Annotated in this window: 18 protein-coding genes and 2 tRNA genes; 5 read left to right on the forward strand and 15 right to left on the reverse strand. The window is 41.7% G+C overall.

Annotated elements, in window-relative coordinates; genetic code table 11:
• The first annotated feature begins 27 nt into the window (after nt 1-27).
• Together J3P43_RS05955 and J3P43_RS05960 are read left to right on the forward strand one after the other, a co-directional pair.
• Nucleotides 28-1,131, forward strand: a complete 1,104-nt coding sequence (locus tag J3P43_RS05955; protein ID WP_255900284.1) for a glycosyltransferase family 4 protein — start codon at nt 28-30, stop codon at nt 1,129-1,131.
• Between the two features lie 49 nt (nt 1,132-1,180).
• Nucleotides 1,181-3,346, forward strand: coding sequence for an amylo-alpha-1,6-glucosidase (locus tag J3P43_RS05960; RefSeq protein WP_255900286.1), 2,166 nt, complete (start codon nt 1,181-1,183; stop codon nt 3,344-3,346).
• A gap of 173 nt (nt 3,347-3,519) precedes the next feature.
• On the opposite strand, the gene J3P43_RS05965 is transcribed toward J3P43_RS05960, so the two are convergent.
• From J3P43_RS05965 to J3P43_RS06015, 11 genes are all read right to left on the reverse strand, one after another.
• The gene (locus J3P43_RS05965; RefSeq protein WP_255900288.1) at nt 3,520-4,251 is read right to left on the reverse strand and encodes a cupin domain-containing protein; all 732 of its coding nucleotides are present in this window, start codon (nt 4,249-4,251) and stop codon (nt 3,520-3,522) included.
• A gap of 22 nt (nt 4,252-4,273) precedes the next feature.
• On the reverse strand, nt 4,274-4,570 hold the full coding sequence (locus J3P43_RS05970; RefSeq protein ID WP_255900290.1) for a 2Fe-2S iron-sulfur cluster-binding protein: 297 nt from the start codon (nt 4,568-4,570) through the stop codon (nt 4,274-4,276).
• Nucleotides 4,571-4,609: 39 nt separating this feature from the next.
• Nucleotides 4,610-4,993, reverse strand: coding sequence for a group III truncated hemoglobin (locus J3P43_RS05975; protein ID WP_255900292.1), 384 nt, complete (start codon nt 4,991-4,993; stop codon nt 4,610-4,612).
• Nucleotides 4,993-5,379, reverse strand: coding sequence for a group III truncated hemoglobin (locus J3P43_RS05980; protein ID WP_255900294.1), 387 nt, complete (start codon nt 5,377-5,379; stop codon nt 4,993-4,995). The genes J3P43_RS05975 and J3P43_RS05980 overlap by 1 nt, the downstream gene beginning before the upstream one ends.
• A 5-nt stretch (nt 5,380-5,384) precedes the next feature.
• The gene (locus J3P43_RS05985; protein WP_255900296.1) at nt 5,385-5,798 is read right to left on the reverse strand and encodes a cytochrome C; all 414 of its coding nucleotides are present in this window, start codon (nt 5,796-5,798) and stop codon (nt 5,385-5,387) included.
• A 294-nt stretch (nt 5,799-6,092) separates the two neighbouring features.
• Entirely contained in the window at nt 6,093-7,088 is a 996-nt protein-coding gene (locus tag J3P43_RS05990) for a cytochrome c (protein ID WP_255900298.1), read from the reverse strand.
• 8 nt (nt 7,089-7,096) lie between these two features.
• Entirely contained in the window at nt 7,097-9,253 is a 2,157-nt protein-coding gene (locus tag J3P43_RS05995) for a cbb3-type cytochrome c oxidase subunit I (RefSeq protein WP_255900300.1), read from the reverse strand.
• 42 nt (nt 9,254-9,295) lie between these two features.
• Nucleotides 9,296-9,733, reverse strand: a complete 438-nt coding sequence (locus J3P43_RS06000; protein ID WP_255900302.1) for an RrF2 family transcriptional regulator — start codon at nt 9,731-9,733, stop codon at nt 9,296-9,298.
• Between the two features lie 419 nt (nt 9,734-10,152).
• A tRNA-Leu gene (locus tag J3P43_RS06005) sits at nt 10,153-10,238 on the reverse strand.
• Nucleotides 10,239-10,304: 66 nt separating this feature from the next.
• Nucleotides 10,305-10,377 (reverse strand) — tRNA-Gly (locus J3P43_RS06010).
• Between the two features lie 113 nt (nt 10,378-10,490).
• On the reverse strand, nt 10,491-10,979 hold the full coding sequence (locus J3P43_RS06015; protein ID WP_255900305.1) for a regulatory protein RecX: 489 nt from the start codon (nt 10,977-10,979) through the stop codon (nt 10,491-10,493).
• Nucleotides 10,980-11,043: 64 nt separating this feature from the next.
• Between J3P43_RS06015 and J3P43_RS06020 the strand changes: the two genes are divergently transcribed.
• Nucleotides 11,044-13,512 carry a bifunctional UDP-N-acetylmuramoyl-tripeptide:D-alanyl-D-alanine ligase/alanine racemase gene (locus tag J3P43_RS06020; RefSeq protein ID WP_255900307.1) on the forward strand — a complete coding sequence of 823 codons (2,469 nt, stop codon included), beginning with the start codon at nt 11,044-11,046 and terminating at the stop codon, nt 13,510-13,512.
• Between the two features lie 63 nt (nt 13,513-13,575).
• Nucleotides 13,576-14,187 (forward strand): DUF502 domain-containing protein, encoded by a 612-nt coding sequence (locus tag J3P43_RS06025; protein WP_255900309.1) that lies wholly within the window; start codon nt 13,576-13,578, stop codon nt 14,185-14,187.
• A gap of 182 nt (nt 14,188-14,369) precedes the next feature.
• Here the strand turns inward: J3P43_RS06025 and J3P43_RS06030 are convergent, their stop codons facing one another.
• Nucleotides 14,370-14,867 (reverse strand): FKBP-type peptidyl-prolyl cis-trans isomerase, encoded by a 498-nt coding sequence (locus tag J3P43_RS06030; protein ID WP_255900311.1) that lies wholly within the window; start codon nt 14,865-14,867, stop codon nt 14,370-14,372.
• A gap of 76 nt (nt 14,868-14,943) precedes the next feature.
• Nucleotides 14,944-16,959 (reverse strand): thioredoxin domain-containing protein, encoded by a 2,016-nt coding sequence (locus J3P43_RS06035; RefSeq protein WP_255900314.1) that lies wholly within the window; start codon nt 16,957-16,959, stop codon nt 14,944-14,946.
• 126 nt (nt 16,960-17,085) lie between these two features.
• Here J3P43_RS06035 and J3P43_RS06040 point away from each other — a divergent pair, with 126 nt between their 5' ends.
• Nucleotides 17,086-18,183, forward strand: a complete 1,098-nt coding sequence (locus J3P43_RS06040) for a mandelate racemase/muconate lactonizing enzyme family protein (protein WP_255900316.1) — start codon at nt 17,086-17,088, stop codon at nt 18,181-18,183.
• A gap of 9 nt (nt 18,184-18,192) precedes the next feature.
• Here J3P43_RS06040 and J3P43_RS06045 read toward each other — a convergent pair whose 3' ends face one another.
• Nucleotides 18,193-19,035 (reverse strand): glycoside hydrolase family 25 protein, encoded by an 843-nt coding sequence (locus J3P43_RS06045; protein WP_255900318.1) that lies wholly within the window; start codon nt 19,033-19,035, stop codon nt 18,193-18,195.
• A gap of 207 nt (nt 19,036-19,242) precedes the next feature.
• Nucleotides 19,243-20,613 carry a dipeptidase gene (locus tag J3P43_RS06050; RefSeq protein WP_255900320.1) on the reverse strand — a complete coding sequence of 457 codons (1,371 nt, stop codon included), beginning with the start codon at nt 20,611-20,613 and terminating at the stop codon, nt 19,243-19,245.
• Nucleotides 20,614-20,659 lie beyond the last annotated feature (46 nt).

A 20,659-nucleotide genomic window follows, 5' to 3' on the forward strand; every position in this document is an offset into this window, starting at 1 on the left:
TTAGATAAAATTAAAGGAGGTTTGTTTATGAGAATCGCACAAATAGCGCCTTTATATGAAGCCGTACCTCCCAAATTATACGGCGGAACCGAACGGGTGGTGCATTATTTAACGGAACAGCTTGTTAAACAAGAGCATGAGGTAACTTTATTTGCCTCGGGTGATTCTCATACCGGGGCGCGGTTGATTAAAAGTGTAGAAAGTGGTTTACGCTTAAAGGCAGACTGTATAGATCCACTGGCGTATCATATCGTGCAAATGCAGGACGTTATAGATTGTGCGCATGAATTTGATATATTACATTTTCATACCGACTATCTGCATTTTCCGTTTACAAAAAATCTTGGAATTCCAATCGTCACCACTCTACATGGAAGACTCGATATCCCTGATTTACAACCTATCTATAATAAGTTCAGATCGCAACCTGTCATCTCAATTTCTAAGAGCCAGCAAAAGCCACTTCCGCAGGCTAACTGGATGGGTACAGTTTATCACGGGCTGCCTGAAGGCTTACATAAACCGGGGAATGGCAATGGTGGTTATCTTGCGTTTGTGGGTCGCATTTCCCCGGAAAAAGGGATCGCCCAGGCGATTGAAATTGCAATCACCTCTCAGATCCCATTAAAAATAGCTGCGAAAATAGATAATGCGGACAGGGAATATTACGAAGCGAGTATTAAGCATTTATTAAAGCATCCTTTAATTGAGTTTTGCGGAGAGATCAACGAAGAGCAAAAAACTGATTTTATGGGAAACGCATTAGCCCTGCTCTTTCCGATCAACTGGGCGGAACCTTTCGGTATGGTAATGATTGAAGCGATGGCCTGCGGTACACCTGTAATTGCCTTTGACGCCGGCTCTGTTCCTGAAATAATTGATGATAAACAGTCGGGATTTATTGTAAGCTCTGTTAAGGAGGCGGTGACCGCAATCTCAAAGCTATCTCAACTTAGCCGTAGTAAAGTCAGGGAGTTGTTTGAAGAACGATTTACCGCTTCGAGGATGGCTAACAATTATCTCGGAATCTATAATTCAGTGATAAACAATCATCAGTCGGGTAAAGCACAAAGCTTTAATATAAAACTGCAGCACCCTGATTTATTAGCTTTCTCTGGTAAAGAAAACTGACGACTTAGTATAAAGATTAAGATTATAGAACAGCACTTAAATCATTGTTATGCAAACAGAAGAATCTTTGATGGAAGAAGATAAATTCCATATCTCCCCGGATGCTGTTAACGCAGACGATCGGATTAACATTCTGAATCACTCAAACACCTTTGGGATATTCGACAGGTGGGGTAATATTTATCCTAACGGGAAAATGGTGCAGGGTATCTATCATGATGGTACCCGGTACATCAATAAACTCGTTCTAACCATTAATGGTCAAAAACCTTTGCTGTTAAGCAGCAACATCAAAGAGGATAATGATATTCTTTCGGTGGACCTTACCAATCCGGCACTTACTTCCTGTAACCTTCCTGATAATACGGTTCATATTTCGAGAAAGCTATTCGTTCGGGATGGTGCTTTTTATGAAGAGATTGACTGCAGCCATTATGGAAACACCGAATGTACATTTAACCTTGAACTTTCATTTGACGGAGATTTTAAGGACATTTTTGAAATCCGGGGAATTCAAAGATATGTTGCAAAAAATAAGGTAAAATATTGCGACGCAGGCCAGGAGTGTATGATGGAATATGACGGCCTTGATGGAATAAAAAGGACGAGCGCTTTCGAAATCACCACTGATGCGGATTATTCCATAAAAAAAAACAAGATTTTATTTACGATAAATCTTAGAGCTCAAAAGCCTGTAAAAATAATTTATTCATTGCGCTTCTTATCAGGAGGTGACAAGTCTAAAGACATCAGTTATAGTGAAGCAAAAAGCTTAATTGAAAAGGAAAGAAATACAACCAGTATATTATTTGCAGAGGTTGACACTTCTAATGAACAGTTTAATCACTGGATAAACCGCTCTAAAGCTGATCTGCTTTCGTTGTTGGCCCAAACAGAAACCGGCAAATATCCGTATGCCGGAGTACCCTGGTATAATACCCCATTTGGCCGGGACGGTATCATTACGGGCATTGAAACTTTATGGCTGATACCCGAAATAAGCCGCGATGTGTTATTATTCCTTGCTTCAAAGCAAGCTACAGAGCTTATTCCTGAAAAGGATGCTGAACCGGGAAAGATCCTTCACGAGGCACGCACCGGTGAAATGGCAAATACCGGCGAAGTGCCTTTTAAAGAATACTACGGAACGATTGATGCTACTCCCTTGTTTGTAATGCTGGCCGGTATGTATTATGAACGAACTGCAGATCTGGAATTTATAAAACGACTATGGCCTAATATAAAAGCAGCGCTGGCCTGGATAGATAATTACGGCGACCTGGATGGGGACGGCTTTGTGGAATATGAACATAAAGCAAAAAACGGGCTTACTAATCAGGGATGGAAAGATTCATATGATTCTGTGATGGACGAATCAGGTGAACTCGCTGAAACTCCTATTGCCTTGTGTGAAGTGCAGGGTTATGTTTTTGCAGCTAAACAACATGCCTCTAAACTCGCATTGCTTTTAAACGAACAAGATTTTGGTGAACGCTTATCGAAAGAGGCCGGAGACTTAAAACATAATTTTAATGAAAAGTTCTGGGACGATGGCTTGAGCTGTTATGTTCTTGCACTTGATGGTCAAAAAAAACCTTGCAAAGTAATTTCTTCAAATGCCGGACATTGCCTCTTTACCGGTATTGCTGATAAAGACAAGGCAAGGAAACTTGCGGATACTTTACTGAGCGGTGATATGTTCAGCGGTTGGGGTATCCGTACGCTTTCCTCTTCAGAAAAAAGATACAATCCGATGTCGTACCATAACGGCTCGATATGGCCCCATGATAATGCGCTTATTGCTTATGGTTTAGCAAGATATGGCTTCAGGGAACATGTGTTAAAACTTACAGAAGCCATATTCCAGGCTTCCCTGTTTATTGAGCTCCATCGACTTCCCGAATTATATTGTGGCTTTGAAAGAAGGCATAGCGAAGGTCCAACACTATATCCTGTGGCCTGTTCGCCGCAGGCCTGGTCGGTTGCCGTTGTATTTATGCTTTTACAGGCTTGCTTTCAAATAGAAATAGATGCGCCCTCAAAAACAATTTCATTCAACAGACCTGTCCTTCCTGAATACCTTGGTCAGGTTTCCATATCGAATCTTGCACTGGATAATGGAACTTGCGGTCTGCTGTTTAACCGCCACCATAACGATGTATCCTTTAATCTTTTGCAAAAGCCGGATGATTGGGATATCCTGATTAAAAAGTAGAAAATATAATCTGTGGATAAACACAAAACCCGGTTCCGGATAACGAACCGGGTTTTTATGTTTTAACTGTACTCAGCAGGACACAAGTTTCCAAACATTTTATCGGAGATTTGGAATTTTATTACGTTTAATTGCTCGAACAATGTTTAAATATGGCGGCGGGAAGAATTCCATCAAACACGAACATTCTTTTCAATTGCAATCGTTAACAGAAAAACCGCTTCTGTAACAGCAAAAACACTATGAGTGATACCAGTCTGAAGGGTTAGCATTTCACCTTTTCTAAGTCCTGATTCCAGCTTGTCGGTTTTGAAATTAATATGACCATCGAGCACCTGAACTGTAATTATTCCGGGGGCTTTGTGCGCCTTTAGTTCAGCTTCTGCGTGTAAAGCGATGAGAACGATTCGCAATCCTTCATTTTTAAGTAAAGTTATAGCGTTCCTGTCGCTGTTATGCCATGCTGCTTCTGATTTAATCTGATTTTGAGCTGTATTTAGGTCCAATACCACCATTTCCGCGTCTAGTGTGCGTTCACCGGCGGATCGTTGGGGTGTAGCATCATTTGATTTTTCAACTGATGGTGCTTCAATTTCAATACTTGATTTTTCTTTAAGTGCCGCAATGATTTTATCTGTTGCCGGGTCACTTGATATGCCGTACCCGTTTATCAGGGTGCCCTTAATGTTATGCTTTGTAGAAGATATTGCATAAACTATGGCTTCATCACCAGGGTCGGTAGCCCCTTCAAATCGGTAATGCTCGTCAACCACGAATTCTTCAGGATGGATCTGTAATGAATTGCCGTGGCATATAAGGCAGTTGTCGCTTAAATTAAAATCCACTGTATAGCCGCCCTCTTTAAGCTTTTGCAGGACTTCAGTAACTGTTGACATTTTATTCATATTCTTCTCCTTTTCTCTGCCCTTAAGGCGAGATTATTTTAACTGTTATACCATTGATATGTTCATCAATTAAAATCTGACAAGCCAACCTGAGCCCTTTATCCAATTTCGCTTTCGTCAGTGTGGTGTCTTCATTCCGATCAAAAGAGTTTAGCTGTATACCTGGCTCTATCTCAATTAAACATGTGCCACACTTTCCCATTCCTAAACAGTCGCCGAAATCTTCAGGGCCGAGTTTATCATAGATCAGCATCATCAAGTTTCGATATTCGTTAGGATAGGTCTCCAGGTGATACATTGCACCCTCGATGTTCACCATCAAGCTGATAATTGTAAGAGGATTTTTCAAATCTCGTCCTTATCTCGGAATACCTTTAACAGCCTGCATGATCGAAGCAATGCTGGCAGTTCTTTTTCTGGCGTTTTCTGCGATCTGGCCATCAAAGTGTTCGCTGATTGTTTCATCAAACAAAGCAAGCCACCGGTCGAAATGCTCTTTGCCAATCGGTAACGGTAAATGCTTAGGCATAGGATCATCTTTATATGTTCTGGTATATAAAAGAACAGTCGACCAGAAATCAATCATTCGGTTTAAATGCGCGGGCCAGTTATCTTTAATTACATCGTTAAAGACATCCCTAAGCAAAGGATCTTCTCTCACCTTGTCATAAAATGCGTTTACCAGTACAGAAACATCTGCTTCCGTTAAAATATCCGAACTCTTTTTAAGCTCCTCTCCCATCACACAATTACTTTATCGGGGCCACCTTTCATATTCTCCAGCTTGGTTAAAAACATGGCCGCCATTAATCCCGCGCGTTTCTTAGTTTCTGTCGCCATCTCTCCCTCGAAATGTGAATCGATCGTGTCGTTGAACAATAATAGCCACCGTTCAAAATGTTTGCCTTCGATCGGTAGCGGCGCATGCTTGGCGAACGGATTTCCCTTGAAGCCCGGCACGCCAAATAAGGCGGCATTCCAAAACAAGTACATTTTATCAAGATGTGGTTGCCAGTCTGAAATAACACTATTAAAGATAGGCCCGATTAGGTCATCGTTTTGAACTTTAGAGTAAAACGTATTCACAAAAATTATGATGTCGCTTAATCCTTGAATGTCTGTTTTCATATGAATTATTTAAAAAGGCTTACCGCCGATGAATCAATGTGATAATATATAGCCCAGGCAACAAAAGATATCAGGAGAATGAAAATCCAGAAAGGAATACTTTGCGGGGTCTCACTTCCAACAATTAAAAAGTTCTTAGAATCACCCTTGCCATAAGCGTTGATCATTATTGGGATTACTCCATCAACCACCGCATTTTCTTTGATTCCCTCGATGGCGATAGCGGGTCCGTTCCGCACCTCGAAGGGAATAAACCTGATACCCTCCTTGCCTGTTGGATCTTTGCTGACAATTTTAAGTGAATGTTGACCGTCTACCAGCTTTGTAGTATCCAACTCAAAATTTACCGGCGATACAAGCTCTGCTATGGGTTTTGGTTCATCGTCAATGAATATGAATATCTTGCTTTTATCTACCATGTTAGTCGGCGCTTAATATATGTTGTTTAATATGATTTATGGACTTTTCTCCAGGCCGAAGGATCCATTTTAAAGAATAAAAGAGGGTACACAGCACTAAGATAACACCTACCCATACAATTACATAGTCCCAGTCGCTTTGTGGGCCTGCACCGTGGGTGACACCCCGTAAAACTTTGGGTTGTTGCTTTTCACATACCGGACACGCTAATAACCAGTTATTTGTTACTAAAAGCGAAAGCACCAAAAATAACTTCCTCATATTTCTTGTTATTTGATTGCATTAAAATCCAGTTATTCTAACGATTTGATAAGCTTCTCGATCTCTGCTGCTGTAACCTTTCTGGAATTATTCCCCCAGCTTGTTCGTTCATGATTCATAATGGCAGCGATTTCTGCTGGTTTTAATCTGTTGTTGGTTCCGACAGCCGGCATCTCCCCGAATTGATCCTGCGCGTTATATCCATTCATTATTATATCCAGCATTAATTCAGGATTGTCGTCAAGCACAACTTTACTGCCTTTAAGCGGGGGAAAGGCACCTTTGAGGCCTTCTCCGTTAGCCTGGTGACAACTTTGACAATTATTAGAATAGAGCATAGCTCCATCCATCTCGGGTTCGGCACCGGGTTTTGATGTGTTAGCCAAACCTGGCTTTTTAGGATATAAGAACTCTGGTTCAGGAGTACCGTTGGGTAATTTCGCCTGTTTTAATTCTTGTAAATAGGCTACCAATTGAAGTGCTTCTTCGGTTGCAACAACTTTTCCTTTCCTGCCCTTCATAAACTCTTCGGGGATATTCACTTCGGTATCACCTTTTTCCAGTTTATCTTTTATGGTAAATAACCATGGATAAGCAGGCATAATGGACTCTTTTACCACAATACGCGGATTGAATAAATGCGGTAAATGCCAATCTGCACTAGGCTGCCGCTGACCGATGTTTGCAAGGTCAGGGCCGGTCCGTTCTGTACCCATCAGGGTAGCAGTGTTTCTCCAAAAGTCTGTTCGATAATTGTTTGCGTAATCTGCTGCTACACTCGGGCGTTCGCCCCACACGTTATCCATTTCGATACTCCTAACCTGCTGGGTGTGACAAGCAACGCATCCGTTAGATATATATAGCGCCTTACCTTTTATGGCATCTTCACTTAAGGGAATGGCATTGGGCAATGCAGCGTTTATACGCTGATTGGTCATAGCAGGCATAATACAAACCATGATGGTAAGAAAAAGAAAGAGCAGAAGTGCCGTAGTAAATAATTTATTATGATTATTGAAAAATTCCATGTCTATACTTAAAGTTCAGGTTCTGTGGTTGCGTACGATTGATTTAATTTGGCAATTGCTGCTTCTCGTACATCTACAGGTGGACTCCCGGTTAGCATTTTGTAAATATTGTATGCGAAGAATATATGAGAAAGCCACATAAGGCTTCCGCCAATTGCTCGCCAAAGCCAATATGGTGCCATGAGAACCACGCTGTCAATAAACGGCTTTCCGTCTATCCACATAAGGCCTTTCAGCGTACTACCATACATCAGAGGTATCGTATAAAATAAAAGACCGATAAGCGCGAGCCAGAAGTGTGCACCTACCGTTATTTGCGGAGCCTCTTTTCCGCTCAGACGGGGAACAAGCGCATATATGCCTGCCCATAGAAAAAAGCAGATAATACCATACATCGTCAAATGAGAGTGGGCAACCGTAAAATCAGTAAAGTGCCATATCAGGTTGGTCGACCGGAATGCTTCGGCCGTACCCTGCAATGAACCCGTGAAATAAAAAATCACGCCTACCAAAAAGAAAGGCAAAGTATAGCTTGATGGTAATTTATACCATGCACCATTGAATGTCAGTAAAAAGTTAGCAGTACCGGCAGCTACAGGAATTACCATACCTACGCTTCCAACAATGGCAATTGTTTGTAAAGACCAGGGAATTGAGCTAAAAACAAAGTGATGCGTTCCGATAACGGTATAAAAAAGAATCTGAGCCCAAAAAGCCAATATGCCTAGACTATACGAATAAATAGGCTTATTTAATTGCTGCGGCAGGAAATAATAAACGATGCCCAGTGTAAAAAGCATAAACCACATCCCTACCCCCTGGTGCATGTAGTAGCCCTGAACTATAGTTTCCCCTAATCCATTCTGCCAGGTCGGTATGTAGGCTACAATGGAAATCACTAAAGCGAACATCACTGATGCAACGATGTACCAATTTGAAATATAAATCTCGTGAGTTGTTCTTCGGGCGATTGTGCGGAGAAAGTTGATTAATGTTAGCAATAGTCCGATTCCAAACAATAACTGAATGGGCCAGATATACTCTCTGTACTCTCCACCTCCATTGTTAATACCCGCCATTAAAAAAACGCTCCCCAGAATGACAGATGCGTTAATTAAATAAAGTGTCCACCACCCTAGTTTAATGCTCACTAGTGGAATGTTACTAACCCGGGGAACAACATAATATCCAAGACCAAGCATGGCCATCGAGGCCCAGCCCCAGAACACGGCATTTGTATGTACGGGACGCAGTCGTCCGAAACTCAGCCAACTGACCTGGTCAACATCGGGAGCGACAAACTTAATTCCCAGGTATTCTCCAACTGTAGTTCCAAATAATAGCCAGAAGGTGGCGCTGCCAAGGAACCACAAAATCAACCTTGATAATTCCGGATCAATTGCAGGTCTTTTAGTTGCGCGTTTCTTTGCCGACACCACAGGCAAAATTGCACTATTGCTCACATCAAGCAGTAAACCTTTATCATCCTCGGCCGCCAGATGTCCAGTCAATTCATTATGGTTTAACCCGTAGTCTAATGCGTGTTTGCGTTTAAGGAGTGCATTTTCCAACTCTTTGCCGTCAATTTCTTTCAGATATTCAGCCAGTCTTTCACCCTCTTCCTGGTTTTCCTTATTCTGATAAACTTTTAAAACTTGTCTTATTTTAACAATCATCAGGATAATTCCGGCTGCTATTGGAACTAAAATCAAAACCAAAGTAATCAGTATACCACCTTCAGTTAACAGAGAACCGGTGGATCTTGACGACTGAGACGAAGCCGTATTAGCACTAAGGCACATAGCTGTCGTTAAAAGCAAAGTCGTAAGCAAGTTCCCTTGTCCGCCTTTAATGCCTTCTTTACTTTTAAACTTAAAATACTGATCTATCTGTTTGCTATCAAATGTTTCAATATACTTACTAAAACGACCATCATTAGTCCCGATCCTTCTTTTCATAACCTCACTTATCTGTTTGGTCTTACTGTAAAGATATAAGGCTGAGAAGATAAGAATTCCAACGAGCACAGCAACCGTGGTCAGCAGAAGGATTGAACTATAGTCATCAGATGAGTTGCCGGAGATAGCGGCGTACAGGGTCAGATGGCTTGGTATCCATAAAGCGGCACCTACTATTCCTACTTTTACAACATTGGATTTTTTCATAAAATATATTAATACCTTTTTATCCTTTTTATATATAAAATTTTATTTTTTTAACGCTGTGATACCCAGGCTTAAGTCTTCATTGAATTGTTCGATCGAAGTGTTCTTAAGCATCAGATAAATCTGGTTCCGGATATCCTTAAATTGATTATGTAACGGACATGGATTTACCTCTGAACAATATTCTAAGCCCAAACCACAACCAGTAAAGAGACCATTGCCGTCCACTGCTTTAACAACTTCAGATAATGAGTTTTTACGACTCTTGTCATCAATAAAAAACCCTCCATGCGGCCCTTTCGCAGATTGTATTATACCTTTTCTACTTAAATCTTGTAAAATTTTTGCAAGGAAGTATTCCGGAGAAGCGATCCCATCAGCGACTTCTTTAATACCTACTTTTCCACCTTCGGCAGTACGATGCGCAATAAAAAAAACTGCTCGCAACGCATATTCACATGTTTTTGAAAATACTCCCACTTACACAAAGGTAAAGCTTAATTAACAAAAAAAACACTTTTTTATCCTTTTTTAAGCTTATTCAAAAAAGTCATATACTCTTCGATGATAACCATCTCATAAACCTTTAAAAGAGTGAAGGTAATAAACTAAATCTCGAAATCGTGACTGAAGTTAAATCCTGACTGAAAGCCACAAAGTTGAAAAAGCGTCCTGCTTCTATGCGCATTAATCATTTTCCTTACGCATGTGCTGTCCCTGGCCTGTCTGAAAAACTAAAATCACTCTTTTTATCGCTTCTCCCAAATTTTGAACCTGAGCCAATGAATATCGAACCCGGAGACTCAACGAAGCAGCGCAACTTATCTATCAGATTAACAAAAAGTTAGTTACAAATAAAAACGGGAAAGAAGTTGATTTTTCAACTCTTTCCCGTCCAGTACTGAAGGCGGGAATCGAACCCGCACTCGCTTTAAGGCGAACAGGATTTTAAGTCCTGCGTGTCTACCAGTTCCACCACTTCAGCAGGTATTCTATAAAAAAATAGAACCTGTTTTAAAATTAAATCCCTTCCTGGTAGAAAGGGACTTAGAGCGAAAGACGAGATTCGAACTCGCGACCCCGACCTTGGCAAGGTCGTGCTCTACCAACTGAGCTACTTTCGCATTGGTATGTTTGTTAACGTTAGCTATTCTGACGAATATTTCCCGTTTTTGTGAGTGCAAATATAGACAGAAAACCAACCTTGTCAATAAAATATTGAAGTTTTTTTTCTCTTTTATATTAAACCACTGGAATTCAGGCAATCAATTACAAGGTCCGTTTCATAACCGCGTGATATTGCGTACTGAATAAGCTTTTGACGTCTCGTAAAAGCATTACTTTCTTTCGACAAGGCGTCTTTTTTTTTCAAAACACCCATCAATGCCCGCTCATACTCTTCTGCATCTATTTGGCCGAGCGCCTTTTTTATCAGGTTATCCCCTACCCGCTTCTGTTTTAAGCCCTGTTTAATCTTTATTCTACCCCAATGTTTAATTCTGAACTTTCCGAGTGTGTAGGCGATTGCAAAACGCTCCTCGTTCAGGTAATTGGCCTCAATCAAATTGCAGATCAGATCTTCTACCTCCGACGGATACAGACCATAGCTATAAAGTTTCTCCCTAACCTCTTGCTGCGAACGCTCCTGGTAGGCACAATACTGCTCTAATCGTGCTTTGGCAGTTTTTTTATCTAAACGTTTTACAGGCTCTTTTGAGGAATCCATTGCTTCAAATCAATTCGTAAAAATATCATTCAAATCCTAAAAATTTGTAGAAATTAGTATCCTTATGTCGCATAAATTATATCCGGTTACCGAAATAAAGGAAGTAATTAAGGCTGAAGCAGTTCTACACAACCCAGACGCTCTCATTCGAACTATTGCGTATGACAGCCGGAAGCTTGCCGACACTGATCATGCTTTATTTTTTGCAATCAGGGGTCGACGGGATGGCCACAACTATATACAGGACGTCTACAAACAGGGGGTCCGAAATTTTGTAATCTCAGAGAATTCGAACTTTTTAGGCAGGCAAACTGATGTAAATATCTTCCAGGTGAGCGATACCCTGCAAGCACTGCACTGGCTTGCCTCGTATCATCGGCAGCAATTCGATTATCCGGTAATTGCCATCACCGGAAGTAACGGTAAAACAATAGTAAAAGAGTGGCTCTATCAACTTCTGGCACCCGAAAAAAATATTGTACGCAGCCCCAAGAGTTTTAATTCCCAAATTGGAGTGCCTCTCTCGGTCTGGGAAATGCGCGACGACCACACTATGGCAATTTTTGAAGCCGGAGTATCTAAAACCGGCGAGATGATTAATCACGCCAGGGTAATACAGCCAACAATAGGCATCCTCACCACTATCGGTGAGGCACACAACGAAGGATTTGCAGACAAAGAAGAGAAAATAAGAGAAAAGTTATTGCTTTTTGAAAACACCGATCTCTTTATATATTCTCCTCAATATCTGAAAGGTTATCCCGGCGAAATACCCGGCAAAGAGACGTTTACCTGGGCTTGGAACGAGGAAGCAGACCTGATGCTAATCGATGACGAAGTACTTGAAGACAAATACCTTTTCATCAGGGGCAAATATCAGGACCGGGATGTACAATGCGCGGTACCTTTCACCGATGCCGCTTCTGTCGAAAATGCCATTTGCTGCTGGGCTACCGTGCTTGCCCTAGGTTATCTACCTCAGGATGCAGACATCCGACTGGAAAAGCTCCATCCCATAAAAATGAGGCTAGAGCTTAAAGATGGCATCAATAACTGTTCTATTATTGACGACTCCTATAGTTCGGATATTTCTTCTCTTGCTATTGCGCTCGATTTTTTAAAACAGCAGAATCAGCATATCCGGCGTTCTTTGATTTTATCTGATATCCCTGAGGCTGGAATTGACTCGGATACATTATACACACAGGTTGCCAAATTACTCGAAAGCAAGGAAGTAGACCGTTTTATAGGCGTCGGAACAGAGATCAGTAAACATCAGGATAAGTTCAGTATAGAAACAGCATTTTTCCAAAGTACTGAGGAACTTGTTGCCAATATTCCAACCCTAAAACTACTTAACGAGACTATTTTGATAAAAGGTGCTCGTGCATTTGGCTTTGAAAAGGTAAGCAATGTGCTCACCAAAAAGGTACACGAAACGATGCTTGAGATCAACCTCAATGCGTTGGAACACAACCTGAATTATTACAAATCACAACTTAAGAAAGATGTAAAGTTGATGGTGATGGTAAAGGCTTTTTCTTACGGAAGCGGAAGTTTCGAGATCGCCAATCTGCTCCAGTATAATAAAGTGGACTGGCTGGCTGTTGCGTACGCAGATGAAGGAGTAACGCTTAGAAAAGCAGGAATTACCTTACCTATTATGGTGATGAACCCCGATTTGATGGCTTTTGATACCATGGTAGAACATTCGTTGGAGCCAGAAATTTATAGCTTCAGGGTACTCAAAGACTTTATCGAAGCTCTGAACAGAAAAAATCAGGAGGCTTATCCCGTTCACGTTAAATTAGATACAGGTATGCACCGGCTGGGGTTTTTAGCCAGCGACATAGAAAAGCTCTTAAAGGAGATCGAAGATTGCCCGGCTATCAAAATTCAGAGCGTTTTCTCTCACCTGGTAGCCAGTGAAGACCCTGATTCTGATAGCTTTACGCACCAGCAAATAGATCTGTTTACCGACTTAACCCGGCGAATCGAGCAATCTGTAGGTTATACGTTCCTCCGTCACATCTCTAACACATCCGGCATTAGTCGCCTGCCCGAAGCACAGTTTGATATGGTTAGACTAGGGATTGGCCTTTACGGGATTGACAGCTCGTATAAAAACAAAAAATCTCCGCTTCAAACGGTAACAACCTTAAAAACCAGTATTTCTCAGATCAAAGACCTGCAACCCGGCGACACCGTGGGTTATAACCGGATGGGCGTATTACCTAATGGGGGTAAAGTAGCCACTGTAAAAATTGGGTATGCCGATGGTTACAGCAGGAAACTAGGCAATGGCGTAGGAAAAATGCTGGTGAACGGTGTAATAGTTCCTACCATTGGAAATATTTGCATGGACATGTGCATGCTTAATTTGGGCGGCCTAAGTGCTAATGAGGGAGATGAAGTAATTGTATTTAACGAGGTAATACGGGTTGAAGACATTGCGAAGCAAATTGGAACTATCCCTTACGAAGTACTAACGGGTATTTCTGAGCGGGTGAAACGTGTTTATTTCTACGAATAACGATTTCTTTCCGTTGCCCATTCTATTTATCATTCATTACCTTTGCGAAATATCACGTGATAAATGAAAAGAATTGCAGGCGTTTTATTGAACTACTTTTTCAAAGGCGTATTAGTTGTTGTTCCGCTGGGTGCTGCCATTTTTCTTATTTACTGGATAATTTCATCAGTAGACAAAGCCCTCAACTTAAGTAACATTCTGGGGTTTGATGAACAAGGACGTCCAATCTATATTCCCGGTTTAGGGATTTTAACGGTTATTGTTATCATCCTCGCTGCGGGAATTATCGTTACAAACTTTGTTACCGACCCGATAAAGGCGGCCTTAAACCGCTGGATGAGAAAAATTCCTTTACTAAACTTTTTCTACTCTTCAATTAAAGATTTTACCGAGGCATTTGTTGGTGATGAAAAGAAATTCAGCGAACCGGTACTGGTAGAATTGAACGATTCGGGATTGAAGCAAGTGGGCTTTGTTACCCATAAAAATCTCAAGAGAATTAAACTTACAGATGAAGTAGCGGTTTACCTTCCCTTCTCATACTCCTTTGCAGGACAACTTGTTATTGTTAAAAGCGACCGTGTAACTCCCCTTAATATGACTGCCAGTGCTGCGATGAAGTTTGTGGTTTCGGGAGGCGTAAGTGGATTATCCGATAAGCTTGGGCGTCGCTAGCCCCAATTAACGGAACGGAATTTTCCGTCCACAAAAGACAAGTACTGATATTGCCATGTCTGTCGACAAATGCTGGGCTGGTTTTACTATTCAGCAAACAACTCTGTTCTATAGCAAAAAGAGGAAAAGGTAATTAAACCCCTTCCTCTTTTTTACCGGCAATTATTTATGCCTGCAATTGGCTAATGACCTGAATGTCCGTCAACGCCGTGTGCATGTCCATGTGCAAGTTCGTCTTCTGTAGCTTCGCGCACACTTAGAATTTGTCCTTTAAAATGCAAATCCTGACCTGCCATTGGATGGTTCAGATCAACCGTCACGTTTTCTTCAGTTACTGCAACAACTTTAGCTCTGAACTGATTTCCCTGATTATCCTGTAAAGGTAAAACGGAACCAATTTCTGGCTTGTCCATGCCCTGAAACATCTCGGCAGACAATTCTGCAACTGCACTGGCATCTTTCTCGCCATAGGCATCAACCGCTGCCAAATGAAAATCATAAGCAGCGCCCTGCGAAAGTCCGCTCAAATTCTCTTCAAATTTAGGAAGCATCATTCCAACGCCATATAGAAAAACCAAAGGCTGATCTTCAGTCGCCTTTTCTACAAATACTTCTTCGCCATTTTCTGTGGTGTACAAATCGTACGTAAGCGCCACAACGCTGTTTGGTTGAATGTTCATTACACTGAATTTTGTCCGACTTTAAGTCGTAACGATTTATAAATAATTAACCTGATTTAATTTTTAAGGAGTGTTACTAATTAAAAATTTGCTTTAATGCCTCGCTAACTTCTGTAACGGGCAACTGACAAGTTCTGTTTTTACAAACAAATATTTTGGTTTCGTTTGTCCACTTATCCTGCAGCAAAGGTAATGTTCCTGTAATTCCTCCCAACATAATTTTGTTGGGAATAAAAGATTTTTCGATCTCCCTCCTTTTGTCTTCGGCCTGGGCTCCGGTAATTGCAATTTCGTATAGTCCAAAAACCTCGTTCATTAGTAAAATAGCCCAATTGGAATATCCTGACGCATAGGTTTTTACCTGGGGGAATATATTCTGTAACATTTGCCGCGACTGAACGAGATACATCTCGTCATCAAAAAAGTGCCCCAGTTTTAGCAACACATTTGCCATAACTGAGTTGGAAGCGGGAATGACATTATCCAGCAATTCATATTTTCGGGCGATAAGTTCTTCATCGTGCTGTGAAGTATAAAAAAGCATCCCCGTCCCCGGATCGTAAAAATTCTGGAGAGCATACTCGCACAAGTCACGTGCTGTTGAGAGCCACTTTTCGGCGAATGTGGCTTCGTATAAGGTTATAAATCCGTCTATCACCAAAGCGTAATCGTCAAGGAAAGCAACCCCGGAAAGAGCATCGCCTTCTTTTTCTTTATAAATGCGGCATAATCTGCCTCCCTCGCTTAGTAAATGCTTAGAAATAAATTCAGCATTCGATATTGCAATACTCAGGAATTCTTTTTCATTAAACACCTTGTAGGCGTCTGCAAAGCCTTTGAGCATCATTCCATTCCAGGAAGCGAGGATCTTATTATCCAATCCCGGCCTTATCCGTTGTTGCCGAACCTCAAAGAGCCTTTGTTTTTGAATCTGAATTTTAGACCGAAGCTCTTCCACACTGATATTTGAATCGGCGGCAAATGTTTCATCATCTTCGGTACGCATAAGTACGTTTGTACGCTCTTCTTCCCAGTTTCCTCCTTCTGTGATATTGTAATAAAGGCAAAACAGTTCAAAATCCTCGCCCAATACCTCTTGAACTTCTTTCCTGGTAAACGTATAAAATTTACCTTCCACCCCTTCACTATCTGCATCCAAAGCAGAGTAAAACCCTCCTTTCGGAGATGTCATTTCGCGTTTCACCCACTCAAGTGTTTCATAAACTACGTTCTTATACAGTTCATTTGGAGAATACTGATAAGCTTCCGAATACAGGCTGACTAACTGCGCGTTATCGTAAAGCATTTTTTCAAAGTGCGGAACGTGCCAGAAACCATCGACCGAATATCGTGCAAAACCTCCTCCGATATGATCATAAATACCGCCAAATGCCATCTTTTCGAGCGTGAGCCCGGTTGCTACGCGTGCTGCCTCGTCTTTCATTAAACGAGCATAACGCAATATAAACTGCCAGTTGTTGGGCAAGGGAAATTTGGGCGCACGATTATAACCTCCTTCTGCCATATCGAAGCTGCGTTTCAGAGGCTCGAATATTTCTTCGAGGTCCTTACGGGAATACTCAAATGTTTCATCAGATAAATTAAGGCTTTCTGATTGCTGTATTCCGTTCGTGAGTTTATCAGCATACTCTATCGCTTCTTCTGGCTTCTCTTTCCAAAAATTTGCCAGGTTTAGTAATAAGTTTTTCCAATTATTTTTCCCGAAATAGGTTCCTCCGTAAACCGGGCGCTGGTCTGGCAAACAGATACAGTTTAAAGGCCAGCCCCCCTGTCCTGTCATTAATTGAACAGCGGTCATATAAACCTGGTCAACATCAGGCCGTTCTTCACGGTCCACTTTGATGCAGATAAAATGCTCGTTCATTATCTCTGCAACTTCGCTATCCTCAAAGCTTTCATGTTCCATTACATGGCACCAGTGGCAGGCCGAGTAACCTACACTTACCAGGATTAATTTATTTTCTTCCTTCGCGCGGCTTAGAGCCTCATTTCCCCAGGGATACCAATCCACGGGGTTGTTTGCGTGCTGTAATAAGTATGGCGAGGTTTCTTTACTCAGTCTGTTTGACATAATCTGCTGCGAAGTTAATGGTCTGAATATTATTTCTAACTCTTATCTTGTTCGAATTGTTGATAGAGATTATTATTAGTCCCGCAACTATCGGCCGCTTCAGCCTTTAAACGGAAAATCAACCGCATGAAAATTACACATACCGACCTCTACCGCTTCAGCATTAAAATGCGCCCCTTTACCATAGCTACCGGAACAATGGATTTTGCCCAAAACGTTTTCATCAGGGTGCATACCGATGCCGGCATTTACGGTGTGGGCGAATGTTCTGCATTCCCGGTAATAGTTGGCGAAACTCAGGAAACGTGCCTGGCAATGGGAAAAGATTTCGCAGCTCTATGGAAAGGCAGAAACCCGCTGGAAATTGAAGAAAGAAATAACGACTTACATAAGTACACTGCTCATAACTTCACCATAAAAAGCGCATTCGACATGGCTCTGTACGATATCGCTTCAAAGCATGCGGGCCTGCCGTTATATAAATTTTTGAACGGCCAAAAAAGAGAAGTCGAGACCGACATCACCATCGGCATTGGCACAATTGAAGAAATGGTAAAACAGGCTATTGAATTTAAAGGATCGGGGGCGAGGATACTAAAGGTTAAGCTTGGTAAAAACGCAGAACATGATATTCAACGACTGACCGAGATCAGAGAGGCGGTTGGACCAGACATCATATTACGAATAGACGCTAACCAGGGCTGGGGTTTTGAAGATGCCATTAAAGCACTTACATCAATGTCCGACTTAGATATTCAGTTTTGTGAGCAACCGATGAGTGCCTGGTACGATGATTTACTTCCGGCGCTTCGGAAAATATCCCCGATAAAGATTATGGCAGATGAAAGTTGTTTTAATCATCACGATGCCCGAAAACTGATTAATGACAACGCATGTGATTATATTAACATCAAATTCTCAAAATCAGGGGGTATCACCGAATCGCTAAAGATTTATGAGACTGCCAGTAAATTCGATATACCTTGTATGATAGGCGGAATGCTGGAAAGCAGGATCGCTTTAAGCGCTAAGCTACATTTTGCCTACGCCTGCCCCCAAATCAGGTTTTACGATCTGGATACCTGCATGATCGGACATCTGGAAGATCCCTGTAAAGACGGTGTTAAATACCATGGCTATCTTATGGATATAGGCGATCATCCAGGTATTGGCGCCGATGCCAATGAGGAATTTTTAAAAGGATGTGAACGGTTTACAGTTTAGTTGCTGAACTCAATCAACCAATAATGCCTTGAATTCTGTGCTATCCCCGTTAAAAGCGTTAAAGTCTACGATGTAACTAATTCCATTTACTTTAGCTTTATCAGAATGCTGCCAGAAATGCCACCTGGTTTTTTCGCTGATGCTAAGCTTCGCTTTATAATAATGTGCGATCCAAAGAGGGTAGCCATCAAAATGACCTGCGAGATAGTCCTTATAGAAACTTAATCCGGTATAAATAATGGGCTTTACTCCTGTCTTCTTCTCAATATAGCGAATATATTCTTTCAATTCCTCCCGCATTCGCGATGGCGAGACCCCGTTTAATTCTTCCACATCAACAACCGGAGGTAAATCGCCTTTTTCTACGTCAACTGTCTGAAGAAAAAACTTGGCCTGCCAGCGCCCCGATTTTTTAGGCCTGAAAAAATGATACGCGCCGCAAACTATTCCTGCTTTTGGTGCTTCTCGCCAGTTACGCTGAAAATACCGGTCAACCAGCATAACACCCTCTGTCGCTTTGATAAAGGCGAAGCTGACCTTAACACCGTCATCATTCATTTCCTTTACCTTCTGCCAATCTATCTTACCCTGATAATAAGATACGTCTATACCATGAACTGAATACTTTTTCGGGATCTTAATTCCATAGCTTTCATAGCTGGGGTAATCAGGGTCATCGTCCCAAAACTTTAGCCAGCCCCAGGTCGAAGCACCAAACTTGAGTATATATCCGTAATAAAAGGGCGATAATAATATTAACGACAATGCCACAAGCACCATCTTAACCTGTAAGGAAATGCCTCCTTTGCTCTTTTTCTTCTTAACCGGCTTCCGCTTTCTTTTGACTGGCAATTCTTTTTTAATTGGCCACAAAGATACAAAGTTGGGATTTTAATAGCTTGTATCCCGAGGCAGGAAAATGTTATTTAAGTAAATAGCCACAAAGGCCCAAAGGGCGCAAAATTTCTCAGTGTCTTCGCGGCCAAAAAATTTCAACAAGTAAATAGCCCTAAAGACCCGAAGGCACAAAACTAGATTCTTAGTACCTTCGTGGCTCAATTACTTACTCAGCTCCGTAAAATACTTATGAAATAAAGGTATCGTCTCTATCCCTTTAAAATAATTTGCAATATCAAATTTCTCGTTCGGAGAGTGTAAATTATCGCTATCAAGGCCAAAACCCATTAAAACTGTTTTTATTCCCAGTTCCTTTTCGAAGAGCGAGACAATAGGAATACTTCCTCCTCCCCTTGTCGGGATAGGCTTTTTTCCAAAAGCTTCTTCAATCGCTTTCTCCGCGGCTTTGAACGCAATACTGTCCGTAGGAGTTACCACAGGCTCGCCGCCATGATGCGGAGTAACTTTCACCTTAACACTTTTCGGAGCAATACTTTCAAAATGTTGTTTAAACAGCTGGGTGATCTTTTCAGATTGCTGATTAGGAACCAAACGCATAGAAATTTTGGCACTGGCTTTTGAAGGCAACACTGTTTTTGCCCCCTCGCCAATATAACCACCCCAAATACCATTTACTTCCAGTGTAGGGCGGATTCCGGTATGTTCTATAGCTGTGTAACCTAATTCTCCCCAAAGTTCCTCCACTCCAAGGTCGGTCTTGTAATCATGTTCATTATAGGGTGCAGCATTTAATTGCTCGCGTTCCTCGTTACTGAGACTTGCCACATCGTCGTAAAAGCCAGGAATAGTAATGTGATTGTTCGAATCGTGCAAAGAGGCAATCATCTGACATAATATGGTAGCCGGATTAGCAACAGCACCACCATATACTCCGGAATGTAAATCGCGATTAGGGCCAGTAATTTCGACCTCGAGATAAGAAAGTCCTCTCAGCCCAGTTTCAATTGATGGGCTTTCCAGACTTATCATCGCAGTATCCGATATAAGTACCACGTCTGACTTAAGCCGCTGCTTGTTAGCCTTCACAAACTCATCAAGGTTACTCGAGCCAACCTCTTCTTCCCCCTCAATCATAAATTTGATATTGCAGGGAAGCGTATTTAGTGACATCATCAGTTCGAAGGCCTTGACGTGCATATAGAACTGGCCTTTGTCGTCACAAGCCCCCCTGGCAAATATTTTTTCATCCTTTACCACCGGTTCGAAGGGTGGCGAGGTCCAAAGCTCCAGAGGGTCTGCTGGTTGAACATCATAATGCCCGTACACCAAAACCGTTGGTTTTGAGGCATCAATTATCTTCTCACCATAAACAATGGGATATCCCTGTGTCGGGCAGACCTCTACCTTTTCAGCCCCCGCAGCTTTTAACTTTTCGGCTACGTAATCTGCTGTTTTTAAAACATCATCCTTGTACTTTGGGTCGGCACTAACAGAAGGAAAGCGCAGCAGTTCAAAGAGTTCGTCAAGGAACCGCTGCTTATTCTCTTCAATATATTTCTTTATGTCCTGCATGTATCACCTTTTTCACAAATATAACCGAGTTGTGAAAACTTTGATT

This window comes from Paradesertivirga mongoliensis (assembly GCF_024436395.1).
Lineage (GTDB): Bacteria > Bacteroidota > Bacteroidia > Sphingobacteriales > Sphingobacteriaceae > Paradesertivirga > Paradesertivirga mongoliensis.